The organism is Chryseobacterium hagamense, assembly GCF_007991455.1.
Classification (GTDB): domain Bacteria; phylum Bacteroidota; class Bacteroidia; order Flavobacteriales; family Weeksellaceae; genus Chryseobacterium; species Chryseobacterium hagamense.
In genome coordinates this window covers 204,971-223,307 of the sequence record NZ_BJYJ01000005.1, presented here as the reverse complement: position 1 = coordinate 223,307, position 18,337 = coordinate 204,971, and the positions used below count along the sequence as shown (strand labels likewise).

At 41.6% G+C, this 18,337-nt stretch carries 10 protein-coding genes; 1 reads left to right on the top strand and 9 read right to left on the bottom strand.

Going from position 1 to position 18,337, the window contains the following annotated elements:
- Positions 1-16: 16 nt before the first annotated feature.
- The 9 genes from CHA01nite_RS08285 to CHA01nite_RS08245 form a co-directional block, all read right to left on the bottom strand.
- Positions 17-1,144 carry a glycosyltransferase family 4 protein gene (locus CHA01nite_RS08285; protein ID WP_146940844.1) on the bottom strand — a complete coding sequence of 376 codons (1,128 nt, stop codon included), beginning with the start codon at positions 1,142-1,144 and terminating at the stop codon, positions 17-19.
- 109 nt (positions 1,145-1,253) lie between these two features.
- Positions 1,254-2,255, bottom strand: a complete 1,002-nt coding sequence (locus tag CHA01nite_RS08280) for a glycosyltransferase family 2 protein (protein WP_146940843.1) — start codon at positions 2,253-2,255, stop codon at positions 1,254-1,256.
- A 3-nt stretch (positions 2,256-2,258) separates the two neighbouring features.
- On the bottom strand, positions 2,259-3,329 hold the full coding sequence (locus CHA01nite_RS08275; protein WP_146940842.1) for a formimidoylglutamase: 1,071 nt from the start codon (positions 3,327-3,329) through the stop codon (positions 2,259-2,261).
- A gap of 115 nt (positions 3,330-3,444) precedes the next feature.
- Entirely contained in the window at positions 3,445-6,027 is a 2,583-nt protein-coding gene (topA, locus tag CHA01nite_RS08270; RefSeq protein ID WP_146940841.1) for a type I DNA topoisomerase, read from the bottom strand.
- A gap of 50 nt (positions 6,028-6,077) precedes the next feature.
- Positions 6,078-7,226 (bottom strand): hypothetical protein, encoded by a 1,149-nt coding sequence (locus CHA01nite_RS08265; RefSeq protein ID WP_146940840.1) that lies wholly within the window; start codon positions 7,224-7,226, stop codon positions 6,078-6,080.
- A gap of 137 nt (positions 7,227-7,363) precedes the next feature.
- Complete coding sequence (locus CHA01nite_RS08260) at positions 7,364-10,876, bottom strand: T9SS type A sorting domain-containing protein (RefSeq protein WP_146940839.1); 3,513 nt, start codon at positions 10,874-10,876, stop codon at positions 7,364-7,366.
- Between the two features lie 401 nt (positions 10,877-11,277).
- Positions 11,278-12,327 (bottom strand): acyltransferase family protein, encoded by a 1,050-nt coding sequence (locus tag CHA01nite_RS08255; RefSeq protein WP_146940838.1) that lies wholly within the window; start codon positions 12,325-12,327, stop codon positions 11,278-11,280.
- 10 nt (positions 12,328-12,337) lie between these two features.
- Positions 12,338-13,477, bottom strand: coding sequence for an EpsG family protein (locus tag CHA01nite_RS08250; protein ID WP_146940837.1), 1,140 nt, complete (start codon positions 13,475-13,477; stop codon positions 12,338-12,340).
- Between the two features lie 2 nt (positions 13,478-13,479).
- Positions 13,480-14,481, bottom strand: a complete 1,002-nt coding sequence (locus CHA01nite_RS08245; RefSeq protein ID WP_146940836.1) for a hypothetical protein — start codon at positions 14,479-14,481, stop codon at positions 13,480-13,482.
- Positions 14,482-14,671: 190 nt separating this feature from the next.
- On the opposite strand from CHA01nite_RS08245, the gene CHA01nite_RS08240 reads away from it, so the two are divergent.
- Positions 14,672-18,325: an MMPL family transporter gene (locus CHA01nite_RS08240; protein ID WP_146940835.1), complete on the top strand. Its 3,654-nt coding sequence runs from the start codon at positions 14,672-14,674 to the stop codon at positions 18,323-18,325.
- Positions 18,326-18,337: the final 12 nt, after the last annotated feature.

The window sequence follows — 18,337 nt, the reverse complement described above, 5'->3', positions numbered from 1 at the left end:
TTGCAAAAGTAAAGATTTAATTGATAGCCTTCTTATTATTCTTTAAAAGATAGATAATATCCGGCAAATAAGCTCCCAGAAAGCCCAGGAAAAGTATAATGAGTAACAAAAGGTTAATATCAATATGCCTGTAATAATAGGCCACTGAAACAATAAAGAGGTAATAGACAATAATATAAAAACTGGATCTCCTGTGGGTGAGATTAAGTTTCAGCAGTTTATGATGGATATGGTTTTTATCAGCATCGAAAGGGGATTTTTTATTAATGATCCTGATAATAATCACATTCATCGTATCGACAATCGGAAGGATAAGGATGGCGACAGCCACCACCGGTGCCGACTGCAGATGGTATCTCGGAACCCCTGCAATTTCACGATCGATAAAAATATCAATAAAGCAGATAGACGTGAAGGCAAGCAAAAATCCAAGAAGCATCGAACCGGTATCTCCCATAAAGATCTTATTGGTTCTGTAGTTGGACAGATTGTAATACAGAAAGGCCAGAACGGCACCGATAATAATTACCGAAAGGACTACCAGCGGATAATTATACTCTCCCAGTCTGTAATAACTTACTCCGAAAAGAGCACTGCAGATCACGGAATACCCTCCGGCGAGACCATCAATCCCGTCAATCAGGTTAAATGCATTGATAAGAATGATAAAAGTAAGGACACTAAAAATAACACTGATAAAATAGCTCATTTCATAAATTCCGAAAATCCCGAAAAGACTCCGGATCCGGATGTCCGATCCTATAACGATCAATCCGGACACCATGATCTGAGCGACCAGTTTTTTGTAGGCCCTCATCACCACAATATCATCCATTACCCCTACATAGAGAAGAATAATAAGCGATGCAAAAAGAAATTTGTAAAGATCGAAAAGTTCATACGCAAAGATCGAGGTACAGATTCCTATGGAATAAAAAATGGCAATACCTCCGAGATTGGGAATTTTCCTGAGATGGGAACTTCTTACTCCAGGTTCATCCATCAAATTTTTTCTTCTGGAAATTTTTATGATGGTAGGAACAGAGTAATACGTAATAAGAAACGAGAACAAAAAACCCAGCCCTATCTTTATATAGAAAATAGGAACGCCGGACTGAGACAAGAACAATTCAAAATTCTCCATTTTTTTCCTGATCTGGCACTTGATTTCTTTCAATAAAAAAGAAAAGTTTCAACGACTTTAAAAAACTATTAACCAGATTTTTACCGAAACTCAAGCACTTACATTTGTGTTAAATTAATTTTCTTATCAGTTTTTTCTGACCTGCAAAAAACAACAGATAAAATATCTTTTTTTTCAGGGGCAAAGATAACAGATAATTTTGATCAAAACGACTATACCTCAATATATCTTTTAATTTTATTTTCCGGTGGTTCATAAAATGCTCTAGTTGCTGGGCCATCATTGTGAAAGTTTCTGCATTTTTTACAAAAGCCAGGTAAGCCAGATAGGAATATACCCCCTCAAAGATCTGAAAGTTTTTCAGTTCATCCAGCCGGTCTGCATACTCTGATTTCTTAAAAACTTCCTCTACATCTTCTATTGCTTTCAGAATATCCAGCCCTCTTTCCGTATGGGTTTTCGTAATGGAATCGGTACGTTCGAGATACTGATAATGAAAATTCTGGGTCTGGGCAATAGATTTACATTCCAGCAAAAGCTGCGGAATCAATTGAATATCTTCAAAGTGAGCTTGCTTTTTAAAGCGTTTTTCCTGAAAAAGCTCTTTTTTAAACAATTTATTGCAGGCAAAATAACTCAGATCCGAAAAGACAGAGAAGTTTTTCTCAAGATCAATTTTTTCAGGCATATTGGGAATCTGCGTCAGTTTCTGAACCACTCTGCCATACTGATCTACTTTCTGGATATTGCAGATTACCATTTTTACCTGATGTTTTTCTGCCAGGCCTGCCAGTTCCTCAAACATAGAAGGATCTACATAATCATCACTGTCTACAAAGCCCAGATAATCCCCTGTAGCCCTGTCGATTCCAAAATTACGGGCATCACTCAGTCCACCGTTCTTTTTGCTGAAAGGTTTGATTTTACCCGGATATTTCCGGGCATATTTCCGGATAATCTCTTCCGAACCATCCGTACTCCCGTCATTTACAACAAGGATCTCAATCTCCTGATGCGTCTGATGTATTAACGAATCGAGACATTGGGCAAGATACTTTTCAACATTGTATACCGGGACAATTACGGAAACTTTCGGGAGCACGTCTGCCATATCTTATATTTTCGTCAGCCGGGCATTCAGCCAGCCTTTTTTAGCTTCATCGAAATCCCTTCTGGAACACGGAATGCAGTTCTCTATATTTTCGTCGTCCCCGAAGTACCAGAGGTTGCTGAAAGTATCCCGTTTGAAAGCATACTCCCGGTCGTCCACCAGTACGTAAAATACTTCGTACTGCCTTTCTTTGGGATGGGACCGCTGAATGTTGATTCCTTCGATAAGATACCAGAGCATCTGGGCAAGAAGCTGATGGTTCAGCTGATTTTCAGCATAAATATTATAATTGAAAATGCCGACGGATTTCAGGTTTTCGCTTAACCCGATTTCTTTCATATAAGCACAGACTTCCCTCCTGTTCAGGCCGTTAACCTGCGGATTTATAGAAAACGGTTCGCCGAAGCTTTCAATGGCATCACAGTTTACCGTTACCAGATCGGCTTTCCGGAAAAAAGGCTCCGTCTTTTCCGTAGCGTTCATCATCTCTGCGAGGCGGATGATATCAAACTCCACTTCCTTGATCAGCCTTACGGAATCCGCCTCATTCAGATGCTTCTGATAGCCTAAATGATGGTAATTTTTAATGGAAAAATCCTTCGCTCCGAAAATTTTGCTCAAAAAAGTGAATTCATTAATGGCCTCACCCTGCTTTAATGAAATGATATTGCTGATCTGGGTATAATTGATGCTTTTCGTAAATAAGTTCAATGCTGAAAAAAGCGAAAACGAAAAATCATTGGATCCGCCTACGATGACCGGAATCGATCTTTTATGATGACAGGCCGATAAGACTTCCTGAAGAACATAATGTGAATCCTGAACCGACTTTCCTGAGACCAGGTCACCAAGATCGATAACCGGAATTTCAAAATCCAGCTGCGATAACTTATAAAATTCATTCCTGATTCCTGTAAAATCCTGTACTTCTGCATCACCGTTCGCCCCTCTGTAATCCGAAACGAAAAGAAGGACAATGCTGTCTTCCTTAATTTCCTTGGTGATCCCGGCACCCATCTGCCAGCTTTCCGTCCTGAAATTCCTCGGGGGTATGATAAAGTCTTCAAAATTCATGTATGCTTCGCGTTATTTCCGCAAACTTACAAAAAGTTATTAAATGCAGTCTCTTTTACGCTAAAGTAAAAGCACAAACCTCAGTTTGTGCTTTTTTTATTTAATTTATAAAAACTTATTTTTTCTTTACAGCAGTCACCTTTTTAGTCGTAGTTGTTTTCTTGGCAGCAACGGCTTTTTTAGGAGCAGCCGCTTTCTTGGCGGCCGGCTTTTTCTTTTCGGCAAATGCTTTCGGGTCCTGGTCGGTGATCCATTTTTTTACTTCTTCCAGGGAAACTTCCCTCAGTTCGTCGGCTTCATATTTGTTTTCATCCGCTTTTCTCGGAATTTTAAACATAGCTTTCCCGAATTTTACGAAGGGACCCCATCTCCCGTTTTCGATGGAAATTTTTTCCTTTTCCCACTGCTGGATATAGCGGTTGGCTTCTTTCTCCAGCTTGGCATCAATCAGTTCGTTGATGTCGCTTTGGGAAAGATTTTCAAAGTCATACCGCTTCGGTACATTAATGAAAATATCTTTGTATTTGATGAACGGTCCGAATCTTCCGCTTCCTTTGGTTACAGGCTCTCCTTTGTAAGTGGCAATCGGTGCATCGGCAATTTTCTTTTCATTGATGATCTCTTCCGCACGCTTCTGGTCTACCGAAAGCGGATCTTCTCCTTTCGGAATACTGATGAAAGTCTCTCCCCATTTTACATAAGGACCGAATCTTCCGACCCCTACAGAAACCGGCTGGCCGTCCACCTCTTTCAGATCAAAAGGAAGCCTGAACAACTCCATCGCTTCTTCAAAAGTAATGGTCGCAATATTCTGGCCCGTCATCAAAGAAGCGAAAATAGGCTTTTCTTCATCTTCCGTCTCACCGATCTGGATCATGGCTCCGAATCTTCCGATTCTGGCATGAACATTTTTTCCGGTTTTCGGATCCACCCCTAATAGACGGTCCCCGGTCGCGCGGTCCGCATTCTCTTCCACATCTTCAATCCTAGGATGGAATTTGGAGTAGAAATCCGTCATCATCTGTTTCCACTTCTGGTCTCCGTTGGCAATTTCGTCAAAGCTTTCTTCCACTCTTGCCGTAAAACCGTAATCCAGGATTTCCTTAAAATTATCAGTCAGGAAGTCACTTACCACCTCACCGGTGTCCGTAGGAACAAATTTATTTTTATCCCCTCCGAACTTCTCTTCCAGGATTTCCTTTTTAATCGTGTCTTTGGCCAGGGAAATTTTCACCACTTCTCTCGTCTGCGGTTCGATTTCTCTTTTATCAACATATTCACGGTTCTGGATCGTCTGGATGGTCGGGGCATACGTAGAAGGACGCCCGATGCCCAGTTCTTCCAGCTTTTTTACCAGTCCGGCTTCCGTGTATCTCGCACTCGGCCTCGTGAATTTTTCGGTTGCCGTGATCTTCTTATAATCCAGGATTTCTCCGACTTTTACTTTCGGAAGCAGTTTTTCGTTATTTTCGTCATCTTCGTCTTCAGCTTTTACAATACCGTATGCTTTCAGGAAGCCATCGAAGATAATGACTTCTCCCTGTGCTTCAAAATGCTGGACGAGCTTCGGATTTCCGATTTCAATAACGGTTTTTTCTATTTTGGCATTGGCCATCTGTGAAGCTAATGTTCTTCTGTAGATTAACTGGTACAACCTGTTCAGCTGGGCATCACCGATACTTTTTACGGCAAAATCCGTTGGACGGATGGCTTCGTGGGCCTCCTGAGCAGATGCAGATTTCGTTGTATAATTTCTCGGAGCTGAATATTCTGCGCCATATTCTGAAACGATCTGTTTTTTTGCCCCTTCAATAGCTTCCTGGGATAGGTTTACCGAGTCGGTCCTCATATAAGTAATGTATCCTTCTTCATACAGCCTCTGGGCAAGACGCATGGTATTGGTTACGTTATATCCTAATCTGGAAGAAGCTTCCTGCTGTAAGGTGGAAGTGGTAAACGGCGCAGATGCCGAACGGGTTCCCGGTCTGGTATCAACATTTAAAACTTTGAATTCGGCAGTTCTGGACTGTTCCAGGAATTTCTCAGCTTCTTCTTCCTTATTGAAATCTTTCTTCAGCTTTGCAGAAATTTCCTGTCCGGCTTTGTTTAAGAAGATACCGTCGAGTTTGAAACTGGCTTTCGGCACAAACTCCCGGATTTCCTTTTCCCTTTCAACAATTAACCGTACGGCTACCGATTGTACCCTGCCCGCAGATAACCCCGGCTTTACTTTTTTCCAGAGCACCGGAGACATTTCGAAACCTACGATGCGGTCCAGCACCCTCCTCGCCTGTTGGGCATTCACCAGGTTCTGATCAATATCCCTTGGGTTTTCTATTGATTTTAGAATGGCATTTTTGGTAATCTCATGGAATACAATTCTTTTTCTGTTTTCCGGCTTGAGTTTCAGTTCCTCCGCAAGATGCCAGGCAATGGCTTCTCCTTCACGGTCTTCATCGGAAGCCAGCCATACCATATCGGCCTTTTTTACAGCAGCTTTCAGCTCTGTCACCAGCTTCTTTTTGTCGGCAGAAACCTCGTAATCCGGATTAAAGTTCGACAGATCAATCCCCATTCCTTTTTTAGGCAGATCCCGGATATGACCGAAGCTGGATTTCACATCGAAATCCTTCCCTAAATACTTCTGAATAGTTTTTGCTTTTGCCGGTGACTCAACGATTACTAAATTTTTCGACATTCTGAAATTTTTGCAAAAGTAAAGTTTTTTTATCAGATAGCTTTTTCGAATCACATTTTATTTAGCAATTCTACCGGGGCAACAAAGACCCTGTAGAGAATTCCCTCGAAAGTAAAGCCCTTTCCCGACATTTCCACTCTGTACAACAAAGAGAAAATAATGATGAGTGAAGCAATATAGAATTTCCGGTTTACCGTGATTTTTGCAAAGCTAAGAACCGACTGCCCGTTCCTTATTGGAAGGGCGAATAGCACGATCATGAGCATCATGTGGATGTACATCCAGCGGCCCCAGTCGATAGCCAGATAAAACAGCGGCAGGGAAAATAAAAAGGCACCGGCCAACATTATAGATAAAACCTTTCTGTTATTTAGAAATTTTAAATAATAAGCTATATGGAGGATACTAATCGCCAGACTGATCAAATAGAGGATATATTCGCGGCTATGTTGCCTTATATAATCCCGTTCATTGATATTCCAGTAAAAAATTCCGTAAACCGGATGAACGCCCCGTTTTGCCAGGATCTGCAGCGACATCCCTTCATTCACATTTTTTCCGAATAACAGGATCAGAGCGGTAGGAATACCTACTGCAATAAAATATTTAATATACCTCTTGTATTCCAGTACACCGGTTTTCAGATACAGCGCGATCGCGAAATACGGGATATAAAACAAAACGACTTCATGAAGAAAAGTGGTAATAAAAAGCGCCAGACAAAAAAGATATTCCTTTTTCTCTGAAAGCTTATCCTGATCTAAAAGATACGCAAACCCGGTAAAAAGCAGAAAGACGATAAATTCTTTTTTACCTACATAGGTTACGGTGTTAAGTAATCCGACAAAACCAATGGCTGATAAAAGAAGAGACAGGTAAAGAAGATCCGTTATCTTATATCGGATCAGCCGGCTGTAAAGCCAGAAAAAACCGGAAATAACGGCAAACTGGACACTGTATACCAGATAATTCAGCCGGAGCCCGGTAAGATCCTGCGCGAGAAAGAAAAAGCTTCCGGATAAGCCGCGCCGTTTGAACCCGCCGTCCTGGTAATTGATCAGCCAGTCGGCAAGGATATATCCGTCATCTTTAAAATTGTAGTAATAAGTGAAAGCAAGCGTATAAACAGCCGTTACTGCAATTAAAAAATAAATAAGAATTTTAATGTTAAAATACTGCAGAACGTTATTTAGTCTCATAATGTGTTTTGAAAATTGGAACAAAAAAAAAGAGAAACAAAACAGCTTTTGTCTTGGTCATCATTTTTAAGATTCAAAAATAATGAATTTAACTTAATGCTGTTTTATTTCTCTTCAGAGATCTTTTGATTTTTTACCTATTCTTTGATAATTTTTACAATTTCTTTCGAATCATTAATTCTTAAAAGATAGGCTCCGGCGGTTAAACCGGAAAGGTCTGTCTTTTTGTTTTCAAATTTTCCTGATTTCACCAGCTGTCCGGACATATTATATACCTGATAATAATACCCTTCGCGATTGTCAGGCGTCTGGATATACAGTTCACTTTTTACCGGATTCGGAAAAAAAGAAATCTTATCCTTTTTAATAACCTGGATATCCTCCGGCTTTAAACGTGCTACCGGTGCAGTCGCCGGCAGAGCGGTAATCTGAAGTCTTGGGATTACCCCTTCCTCATTACCGTCGGCATCATACTTAATTTTCACACAACGGCAGTTCATCCCGAAATACGGGTCATTGTTGTCGTGGAATGCAATCATCCGGTTGGCTGAAGCCGCAGCATCAAATAGAACATTGATCGGTCTTCCGATGTAATTTGAATTAAGCGCAGCCGTCCAGATTGCCGGGTACTGATAGTTGATGAGGTTGTAAGTGCCCGCTGCCGACTGATTGGTCGTTACACTTCTTGACCCCCGGGATCCAGAATTCGGGTAATTCCCGATAGGGTATGAAGAATTACTGAAGGTATAACCGATGGTATAGCTTGCAGAAGAGCTCCTTCTTACCCGTACTCCTGAATAATCACTGATAACACTGTATGCAGTGGTTACCACTTTATCTTTTTTATACCATGGCGTAAATCCGAAATCCTGTCCGCCCGGTGCCACCCCCGTAAGATCAGGAATTCTCCAGCCTGCAGGACAGGGATCAAACGGCGATTTTTTACCGCCTCTTCCCCAACGGTCGGGTGCCAGGTTAGGCTCGTTGGCCAGCCAGTCGGTTCCGTTTGTATAAACGGGTGTGGTGCTGTTATACGGTGCAAAGGTGCTTGGAACCATATACACCAGAGGATTCTGTACGGAATACGACAGAACTTTTGCTACCTTATCCGAAACTTTATCTGAAGATGAAACATTGGCATTTGCAGCATTGGTGTATGTATCATAAGGCACAATGTAACTTCCGGATAAATTGTTGTAAGCCGCATTGGTAAGGGTGGTATAGCTTAATGTTCCGGCTGCTGTAGCCACTCCTAAATAAACGGAATAAGCGGCACGGTCATCTGCATACTGGAAAACCGGAAGCGGATCTTTCCGGCCCCATTGATAATGAAGCCCGGTGGAAGCCTTTATTTTTGCAAGCTCTGCAACAGTAGGCGTCAACGGATCGGCAACAACGGGAAAAGCATCTGTGGCGCCCAGGTTACGGTCCATAAATTCAGTTTGAAAGACATTATCTCCTTTCGGAATATAGTTGACGTAATTCGTTACAGAAGATACCGGCAGTTCTGTGGTATAATTATAAGATCCTACGGCAGTATCCGTAACCCATAGATGCCAAGACCAGTAAACCGGGTTTGAAATACTTCCGTTATGGAGGGTAACTACTGCATTCCCGCTCTGATTGGGGTTAACCGTTACAAAGATTTTTGATGCTGCAAGGGCATCCAGTGAGCCCGGGGAAGGATTAACAACGGTCACATTATTGACAAGGTCTGCATTGGTAGTCCACAGGACATTGGCTTTAAGATCATTAAAGCTGGCTGTGTTCAGGATATCTTTGTTGTTTAAAAGCTGGCTTTGCACTGAAAATGCCTTGCTTACAGGAATTTCTACCGTAAATTCAGCCGTATTTTTTACTACCTGATACGTATTCGGATTATCCAGCCCAACGGTATAATTTGTTTCAGAAACCATATATTCTGTCGGGAAATCATAGCTGTTTACCACGTAGAGCGGATCTTTGATACACCGGCAGGCGTTGGCATTCGAAGTATTCGCTGTAGCCAAAGGAAAATACCAATACCTCCCTTTAACGTTGGGTTGGTTCGGATCCGGGACATCATTCTGCTGACGATCAGGAATCATAAAAAGGGATCTGGCACTGATGGCAGGAGTGGCATCGAAAAACTTCGGCATCGTAGCCGTCCACAGCGCCACCTGATGCTGATCGCTGTACTGTCCCTGATGTGCCAGGAGAGATATCCCTCCTGTTCCGGGGAACATTCCCATGTTTTGTCCTCCCGCGTTGGAAAGGTCAAAGCCAAAGTTCGGATACAGTTTAAAATTCGTCATAAAAGACGGCACGCCAGAATCCGTAGGCTTTATAATATGGTAGGTATTTGATTCAAAAACATTTTTAGGGGTATTCGTGCGTACGCCGAACGGTGAATAATCAACGCGTATATCATCCACATAACCTCCGGAAGCCAGATTGGCGACCAGAACCGAAGGAATCCTCCATCCGTTCGGACACGGGTCATAAGCAGATTTATTGCGGTAAGGGGCCGCTGCTGCATCGGTATTATAATTCGTGCTGATTCTTCCCTGAGCATTGTCGGACCATAAATTAAGTTCAGTTAATTTACTGTCACTCAGACCCGGCATCTTTCCAAACCAATTGACCATCAGATTGGCGTTATTGTTATAATAAGCCGGTCCGGAATTGTCATCTTTATTTACGTAGATCAAGCTCAACGGATTTCTTACGGAAAGCTGGATGTTGTTGGCGATGGTGGCATTTGAAAGCAGAACGTACCTTCTGAGGTTATCAAAACTGGTGGCCCCGGTAAAGTTCTTGGCACCCCGGTGACGGACCCGCCCAACGGAACCGGAAACCTCATAAAAATCATTTCCCCGGTACACGAGCGGCGGAATAGGATCCTTTCTCCCCCACTGATAAAGCAGACCTCCGTTTCTGTTCCAGTCGTCGGCAGTGATGGACGCGCTTACGGCGCCAAGATTACGGTCCATCCACCCCCAGTCTGAATCCGGAATGGTTTCAACGGTTCCGTCAGCACGCTGCCGCTTTACGTTGGGATAGCTTTTGTAGGCAGATCCGTTGGAAGGATCTTCCGTTACCCAGATATGCCACGACCAGTAAATCTGGCCATCCACCCGGAAAACAACTACGGCATTTCCTTTTTTAGCTTTGTTAACCGGAATTTTAATTTTAGCATTCTGGCCGGTATCCACGACTTCCAGGGTATATTCTGCACCGGATCTTATCAATCCGTGAACATCTTCCCATAAAACATCAGCGGTAAGTTTTCCGTTGGGAATTGCCGATCCGCTGATCAGCTTATCCTGTTCCCACATTGCATAAGCCTTTCTTACGGGAATATAAAGGCCGTCAGCATTCCGGGTAGGATCGAAAATATAGCTGTTGGGCGCTTTGGTCCAGTCTACAACCGCTTTTGCAGCATCGGTAATAAATTTCGATTCATTAGAAACAATAGATTTTTTTCCACCATCAATTTGTTTTTTTTCTGAAATTAAAGGTTTAAGTAGTGAATCCGTTTTTTTGAAATACATGCTTCGCGACGTTTCAAAACAGCCGGATTTTTTTTCTCCTACGCCTCCCTTTGCGTAGATGCCATGCGTTGCCAGGCAGCATAAAATTGCTGCCACACTTTTAATTGATTTCTCCATTTCTTTAAACTTTGTGTGTGTCTGTATGTTAATACAACATTTAAACCCTTGTCAAAAAAAATCAATTTATTTTATAAATAATTAATACATAAAGCCATTAGAACATTAGGCGCATCAAAAGTATTCAATTATCAATGAAGAAATTATTTTTTTAACTCAAGCATTACGAAAATACATCATTTTTCAATATGATTTTGAATTACCAAAAATATTTTACGAAATATTAATACCGTAAAATCAATAGACACCGTGAATACCAATCAATAATACAATACCTTTAAATACATCCGGATATCACTCCACAAGGAATAACATGCTGATAATTACGGACAATCAATCATCCATACGCTTTAAATACCGGATCTGAAATTTCAAATCCGGGGACAAGATCCGGTAAAATGCTAAATAATTTTTTTTAATATTTTCTGGGAAGCAGGCTCCAGAACATAGGCAACCACACTTGCGAGCCCGCCGATAAGAATAAATGAAATAACAGGCAGCAACAGATAAGGAATCTGGGAAAAGGTATGGTGAATCTTAATAATCAGGGCAACCAGCATATTCTCATGCAGTAAATACAGCGGATAGCTTATAAAACCGACAAATTTAAAAAAACGGGTTGAAAAAACAGCTCCGAAGCTTTTCAGAAAAAGTGCTGAATAAAAAATAAGGCACAGTACAACCAGATACACCAGCATAACCGGATCCTGGAATTTAAGAACATACAGAAGAGCGCAGAGCATGGTGAAAATAAGCATCCACAGGTATTTCTTTTCCCTTTGATAAAAATAAATATATGCCACCGCACCGGCTGCAAACCACCCGAAATGAATAAAAGAACCGATGTAAATTTTCATCCATGATGTTTCATGCAGAATACCTCCCAAGACCAGGAGCTGCAGGGCCAGTGCCGAAAGATAAATTAAAAAAATCCCGCCCAATGCAATATTCCTGTTGAATAAAAAATAAAGTGCCCCGAAAATAATATAAAATTTCACCTCGACAAACAACGACCAGAAAGACAGTTCCAGTACGGGGAAATCGGTACCGAAAGCCTTTTCCAGAACACTGTTGTTGATAAAGGTAATCCCGGGAAGAATCGATTTCAACGGAGGTATCCCAAACGGTCTTTCATGGAAAAAATGCGCGGTTGCGTAGATAATCAGGCTACAGATCAACATGCTCGGAAAAAGCCGGACCCATCTGTTTTTAAGGAATTTCAGGTAGCGGTCCGTTCTCTCTACCGACATTAAAATCACAAAACCTGAGATCAAGAAAAATAGCTGAACGCCAAGACTTCCATATTTAAACAGAATATTATCACCATAAAGCTTTTTATAAGGATAATAATCGGACCAGATATAGTACCCGTGAAAAAGCAGGACCAGCAGGATAGCCAGCCCTCTCAGACCGTCCAGTACCAGAATCCGCTCTTTCTTTGGTGCATTCATAAGTTAATGGTTAAGGCAATAAGTGGTTTTTATACTGTTCAGCGGTAAATCTTCCTGACGTAATATTCCTGAAACTTGAAAAGACGATGAAGTTGAATATGACGAAAGAAAAGATAAAGAGGTAAATCATCCGCCGGGTATTTTCGGAAACCACGTACATGGTATTCGGAATAATGATATACCCGAATCCTACAAACGTCCCGGCAAGGCGGGAAGCGAAAATCGGGTTGTTCCTGAAAATGAAAAAGAAGCATATTCCGATAACTGCATAGATCCTGTGATACTCATAATAGGGATATTTTTCCACCATCTTGGTATCAAAGGCAAACAGGAAAAACGTAAGAATCGCCATCAATGCTTCGGGAATACCGAATCCACCGTTCAGCCGCTCCACACTTTCATCTACATAACCATTAAAACCTACGGAGATGGCATTATCTGCCGAAATATTACTCAGGAATCCGCCGAAGGACCGGTACACCTCAAAAGGTGATAAAAATATCGAAGTGATAATCAGAATCAGCATCAGCGTTTTGTTCATCGGGAAGCGTACCAGCCAATACATAGGTAAAAACAGATAACATACCGTATGGATACCTCCGGCCAGGTAAATACACAGCAGATAGGCCCATAATTTTCTTTCTTTAATATACCGAATGGCAAAATATACGATGAAAGATCCCAGGTTCTGCCGGATCTGCCCGCTTTCCCCGATAAAGAACCCCGGAATGAAGAGCATCGCCATTACAGTAAACGGATAGAATGAATTATCATCGATGTATTTTATTTTAAAAAAGACAGCAATAGCAGCCACAACAAGCGTCAGCATATAAAACGGAGCATCGAAAACATTAAGCAGAATTTTATTGATGAGTACGAACAGCCACTCGACCTCCATCGGTTGGGGAGGCTCCAGGTGAAGCGCCGTAAATACAAAAGTGATGTAATCTTTGGTATCCGAATAAATATAGATTCCCTTGTAGCTTCCGTAGTCCGGCCCCACATTGTCACGGAGTCCTGCAATGACAATCAGGTATACTCCCAGAAACCAAAGCATTCTTTTATCGACCTTGCCACGGAAAACTTCCTGATAGCTGAAAACCAGCATGATGACAAGGGCAATAATGTAATATGGATGTAATAAATGCATTCCTAGATATAATGTTTTTTAAACTGATAAGATGCTGCCACGAATCCTGTAACAGTCAATGGCATAAACAACCTTGTTTCCCAGAAAAGCCCTACAAAAGTAATCATGATAAGGTAGGGTGAGGAAAAAAACAGGTATTTCCTGATGATTGCCCTTCCGTCGTCTCCTGAAAAGCTATAGCCACAATAGAGGCTTATTATTCCGAACAGGAGCCCTGCCAGGTTATAGGGACTGATAAAATTCTTAATCACATATATTCCTTCTACAAAAGAAGCATTCTGCTGAATGATCAATCTTAATCCCATATAAGGCAGAACGAAAGCAACGGCCAGCAACAGGCACGCTCTCACGGAAACAAAATTTCCCTTTTTAAGCTCCCCCGGCTGAATAAAAACGGCTGCAAAAAAGGCAATGTTCAGGCAGGCCGTCTCTCTGACCAAGGTAGAAATAAAAATAATACCGCTCAGTAAGATAAGATCGGCCGGTTTTCGGTTTTCAGAATATTTCAGGGTGAAAAATAACCCAAGGACATAAAAAAACAGGGCGATACAATCGCAGTTGGTCGGTACATACTGCATGATCACAATAAAAAAGACGGCGATCAGGTGTACCATGTGCCTTACCTTATCATTTAAAAGAAGCCCGGCGGGCCGCATCCGTAAAATTTTGTGCAGCACCAAAGAGGTGAGCAGGAAAAAGAAAACGTTGATCAGGAAAGTACTGTGATAAAAAAAGGATCCCTGTTTAAGGATAAAGGCCTTTGCAGAAGAAAAATTGTTGTTTACGGCATAAGCCAGAGCCTCTGTTACATGCACGCTCAGGTAATTCGGAATAACGCGGTATGCATATACTGATGAAAACATGAAATCAGGTACTTTTTCCCAGGATTTGATGCCTGCCACATAAGAAGTCTCAAATCCGTAATAGGATATGAAAAACAGCAGGAAAGGAAGAACGATTGTAAATAAAAAACCGTTTATTTTTTCATCAAATATTTTAAACATATTAAATCTAAGCTTATTACTTAGCTATTTTGTCTTAAAATGTATTTCATCAGTCGGGAACTTTTGCAAAAGTAGATTTTTTTTTCATTTCGACTAAATATTTTATTGATTTTCAAGCAAAACTTATTGTTAAAACATTTTGAACTAATCGTGAAAAAATTAAATTTGCAAACTTGATTTTTACAATGCCATGCATCGGTTTTTTATCTTTTTATATTATCTGATCTCCAGAAACAGGTTTTTATCCGTGCTTTTTGCCGTCGGAATTGCCGTTGTGTGCGGATTTTTCGCTTCAAAAATTAATTTTGAAGAAGACATCAACCAGATTATTCCCAAAAGTGAAAAGTCGGATCTTACCGCAAAAGTCCTGAAGCAGCTTAACTTTTCAGACAAGATCATCGTTATCATCGAAAACAGATCCAAAGAAGAAGATTTCCAGCTTTCGGAAACGGCAGACGTTTTCTTGAAAGATATCGAACCTTTACATAAATACATCGGCTCCGTTCAGGGAAAAGTAAACGACAGCGAAATTTCGGAAACTTTTGATTTTGTCAATCAGAACCTCCCTCTATTTTTAAATGAAAGCGATTACCGCGAAATTGAAAGGAAAATTCAAAAAGACAGCATTGCCCGGCAGGTGGAAAATAATTATGTCTCCCTGGCCTCCCCCACCAGCCTGGTGACGAAAGAATTCATCAAAAAAGATCCGCTCGGCATTACTTTTTTAGGAATCAAAAAACTGAATGCCTTAAACATCAGCAAAGATTTCAGGCTGGAAGACAACTACATCGTTACCAAAGACGGCAAAAACCTGCTCCTGTTTATCGATCCAAAAAACAAAAGCAACGACACCAAAAACAATGAAAACTTTATCAATCAGCTTAATGAAATAAAGGATCACCTCAACACCCGGTTGCAAGGGAAAACGGAAATCAGCTATTTCGGCTCACCGGTAATTGCCGTGGCCAATGCACAGCAGATCAAAAAAGACATCCGGAATACGGTGATGATTTCCATGACGGTGCTCCTGGTCCTGCTCATGTATTACTTCAGGAATTTCTTCACCCCGATCATCGTATTTCTGCCGACGGTTTTTTCGGTACTCCTGGCATTGCTGATCCTGTATTTTATCAAGGATAAGCTTTCAGCCATTTCATTAAGTGTGGGAGCCATCCTGATCGGGATTACCATTGATTATGCCCTGCATATTCTCACCCATTACAAGCATAATAATAATATCGAAGAACTTTATAAGGAAATTACACAGCCGATCATTTTAAGCAGCGCCACCACAGCCGTTTCCTTTCTGTGCCTGATCTTTGTACGTTCGGAAGCCCTGAAGGACCTGGGGCTCTTTGCTGCACTTACCGTTATTCTCTCTTCGGTTACCGCCCTGATAATTGTTCCCCAGCTTTATAAGCCGAAGGAAAAAGGCGGACACGTTAATACCAATTTTATCGACAGGATCGGATCTTATCCCTACGAGAAAAATAAACCTCTTATTATTATCTGTTCCGTTATCATCATTGCCTGTATTTTCGGTTTCAGGAAAGTAGGTTTCAATGAAGATATCGGCGACCTCAATTATATTCCGAAAGACCTGAAGATCAGTGAAGCTAAGCTCCAGAAACTATCGGATATCACTTCAAAATCCATCTACACCATTTCTTACGGGAATTCCGAAAACGAAGCCCTGACCAGAAATTCCGGGCTGAACCGGTTTCTGGAAAAAGAAAAAAAAGAAGGCAAGATCCTCAGCTACAATTCCATCGGAAACGTAGTCCTCTCGGAGCAGGACCAGCAGAAAAGGATTATCGCCTGGAAGGAATTCTGGACGCCGGATAAAAAAAAGCAGACGGTTTCGGAACTGGTGAGAAACGGAAACGGGTTTGGGTTCAACAGCTCCGCATTCGATCAGTTTAATGAAAATTTAAATAAAAATTACACCACCCTCAGTTTAAAAGATTACGAAAGGGTCAAAGCTTTGCAGCTCCCGGAATTCCTGAGCCAGGAAAATGGGTTCTACACCGTTTCCAACGTGGTAAAGGTGGATGAAGATAAAAGAAACGCCTTCATTAAGGATATTGAAAAGAAACATGAGGCCCTGGCTATTGACCGGCAGCAGATGAATGAAAACTTTCTGGGGCTGTTGAAAAGAGACTTCAATACCCTGATCAATTATTCCCTTTTAGCAATCATCTTAACGATCATTGTCTTTTTCAGGAATTTTGAACTGACGGTACTTACCATGTTCCCGATTGTTTTAACGGGAGTCGTAACCGCCGGAATCCTTTATTTCCTGGGATTGGAATTAAATATTTTCAGCACGGTGGTCTGTACCCTCGTTTTCGGAGTCGGTGACGATTTCAGCATCTTCCTTACCCAGGCCATGCAGAAGGAACACACCACCGGAAAAAATGAGCTGCCTACCTACAGGACATCCATTATCCTGGCTGTCTTTACGACCATCCTTTCTATCGGTTCCCTGATTTTCGCAAAACATCCGGCCCTGCATTCGCTGGCACTGGTCGCTCTGATCGGGATGTTTTCCGTAATTATCATCACCTCTACCTTATATCCTTTCTGGTTCCGGCTGCTTATTACGAACCGGACGAAAAAAGGACTTTCCCCGATTACCTTCAGGCTGTTTCTGAATTCCGTTCTTTCGTTTATTTATTACGGATTGGGCGGATTGTTTTTTTCCCTTATCGGAAGCATTTTTGTGAAGAGGTCCAAAGGCCGGAAATTAAATTTAATCAAATTAATCATCGCCCGCTTTTTAACTTCTGTCCTTTATACGAATCCATTTGTAAAGAAGAAGTTCATTAAAAATCCGGATGAGGATTTCGGCAGGCCTGCGGTACTGATTGCCAATCACACGTCTTTCCTGGATACCCTGACGATGGCGATGACCACGCACAAGATTATTTTCCTGGTGAACGACTGGGTTTACAACTCCCCTGTTTTCGGAAAAATCGTGAGGGCATTGGGCTTTTATCCGGTTTCCCAGGGTATCGAAAACGGGATACAACAGCTGAAGGAGAAAGTTGGCCAGGGCTATTCACTGGTGGTATTTCCTGAAGCGGAACGCTCTTATACCAATGATATCAAAAGGTTTCATAAAGGCGCCTTCTATCTCGCAGAACAATTGGGGCTGGATATCGTTCCGGTATATATCCACGGGAATTCCGAAGTGCAGCCGAAAGGAGATTTCATTATCTACGACGGGGCTATTACCGTAAAGGTGGGTGACCGGATTCGTAAGGAAGATGAAAGCTTCGGGAAAAGTTACTCCGAAAGAACGAAGAAGATCAATGCTTTTTTCAGGGAACGGTTTGCTGAGTTAAGAAATGAGCTGGAAGATGAAAACTATTTTAGGAAAAAATTATTTTTAGCCTATTTGTACAAAGACAATGAGGTAGTACAGGCCGTAAAACAGGATTTTAACCGGAACAAATCCGTTTATTATGAGTTGAACAAACACATCCCGAAAGATGCCAACATTTTACACCTGGCAGATGATTTCGGACAGAAAGATATCCTGCTGGCCCTACAACAGGCCGGCCGTAGAATTTTCAGCTTGATAGAGGATGAAGAAAAAAGGAGAATTGCAGAACAGACCTATCTGGTAAAAAGAAGAAAGATCCATTACCTGAAAAGCATCGAAGACATCAATAAAAAAATTGACGTCCTTTTGATTTCCGATAAGGACTTTGACCTCAGCACCCTGCCGGAGCTTCCGGAAACAATTATCTGTATGAATGGAAAAAACAATACATTTAGCACCGCAAATTACAGCCTAAAGTTTGGTTCTGAGACATTACAGGTCTTTAGATCTCAATAATAAACAGGAAAA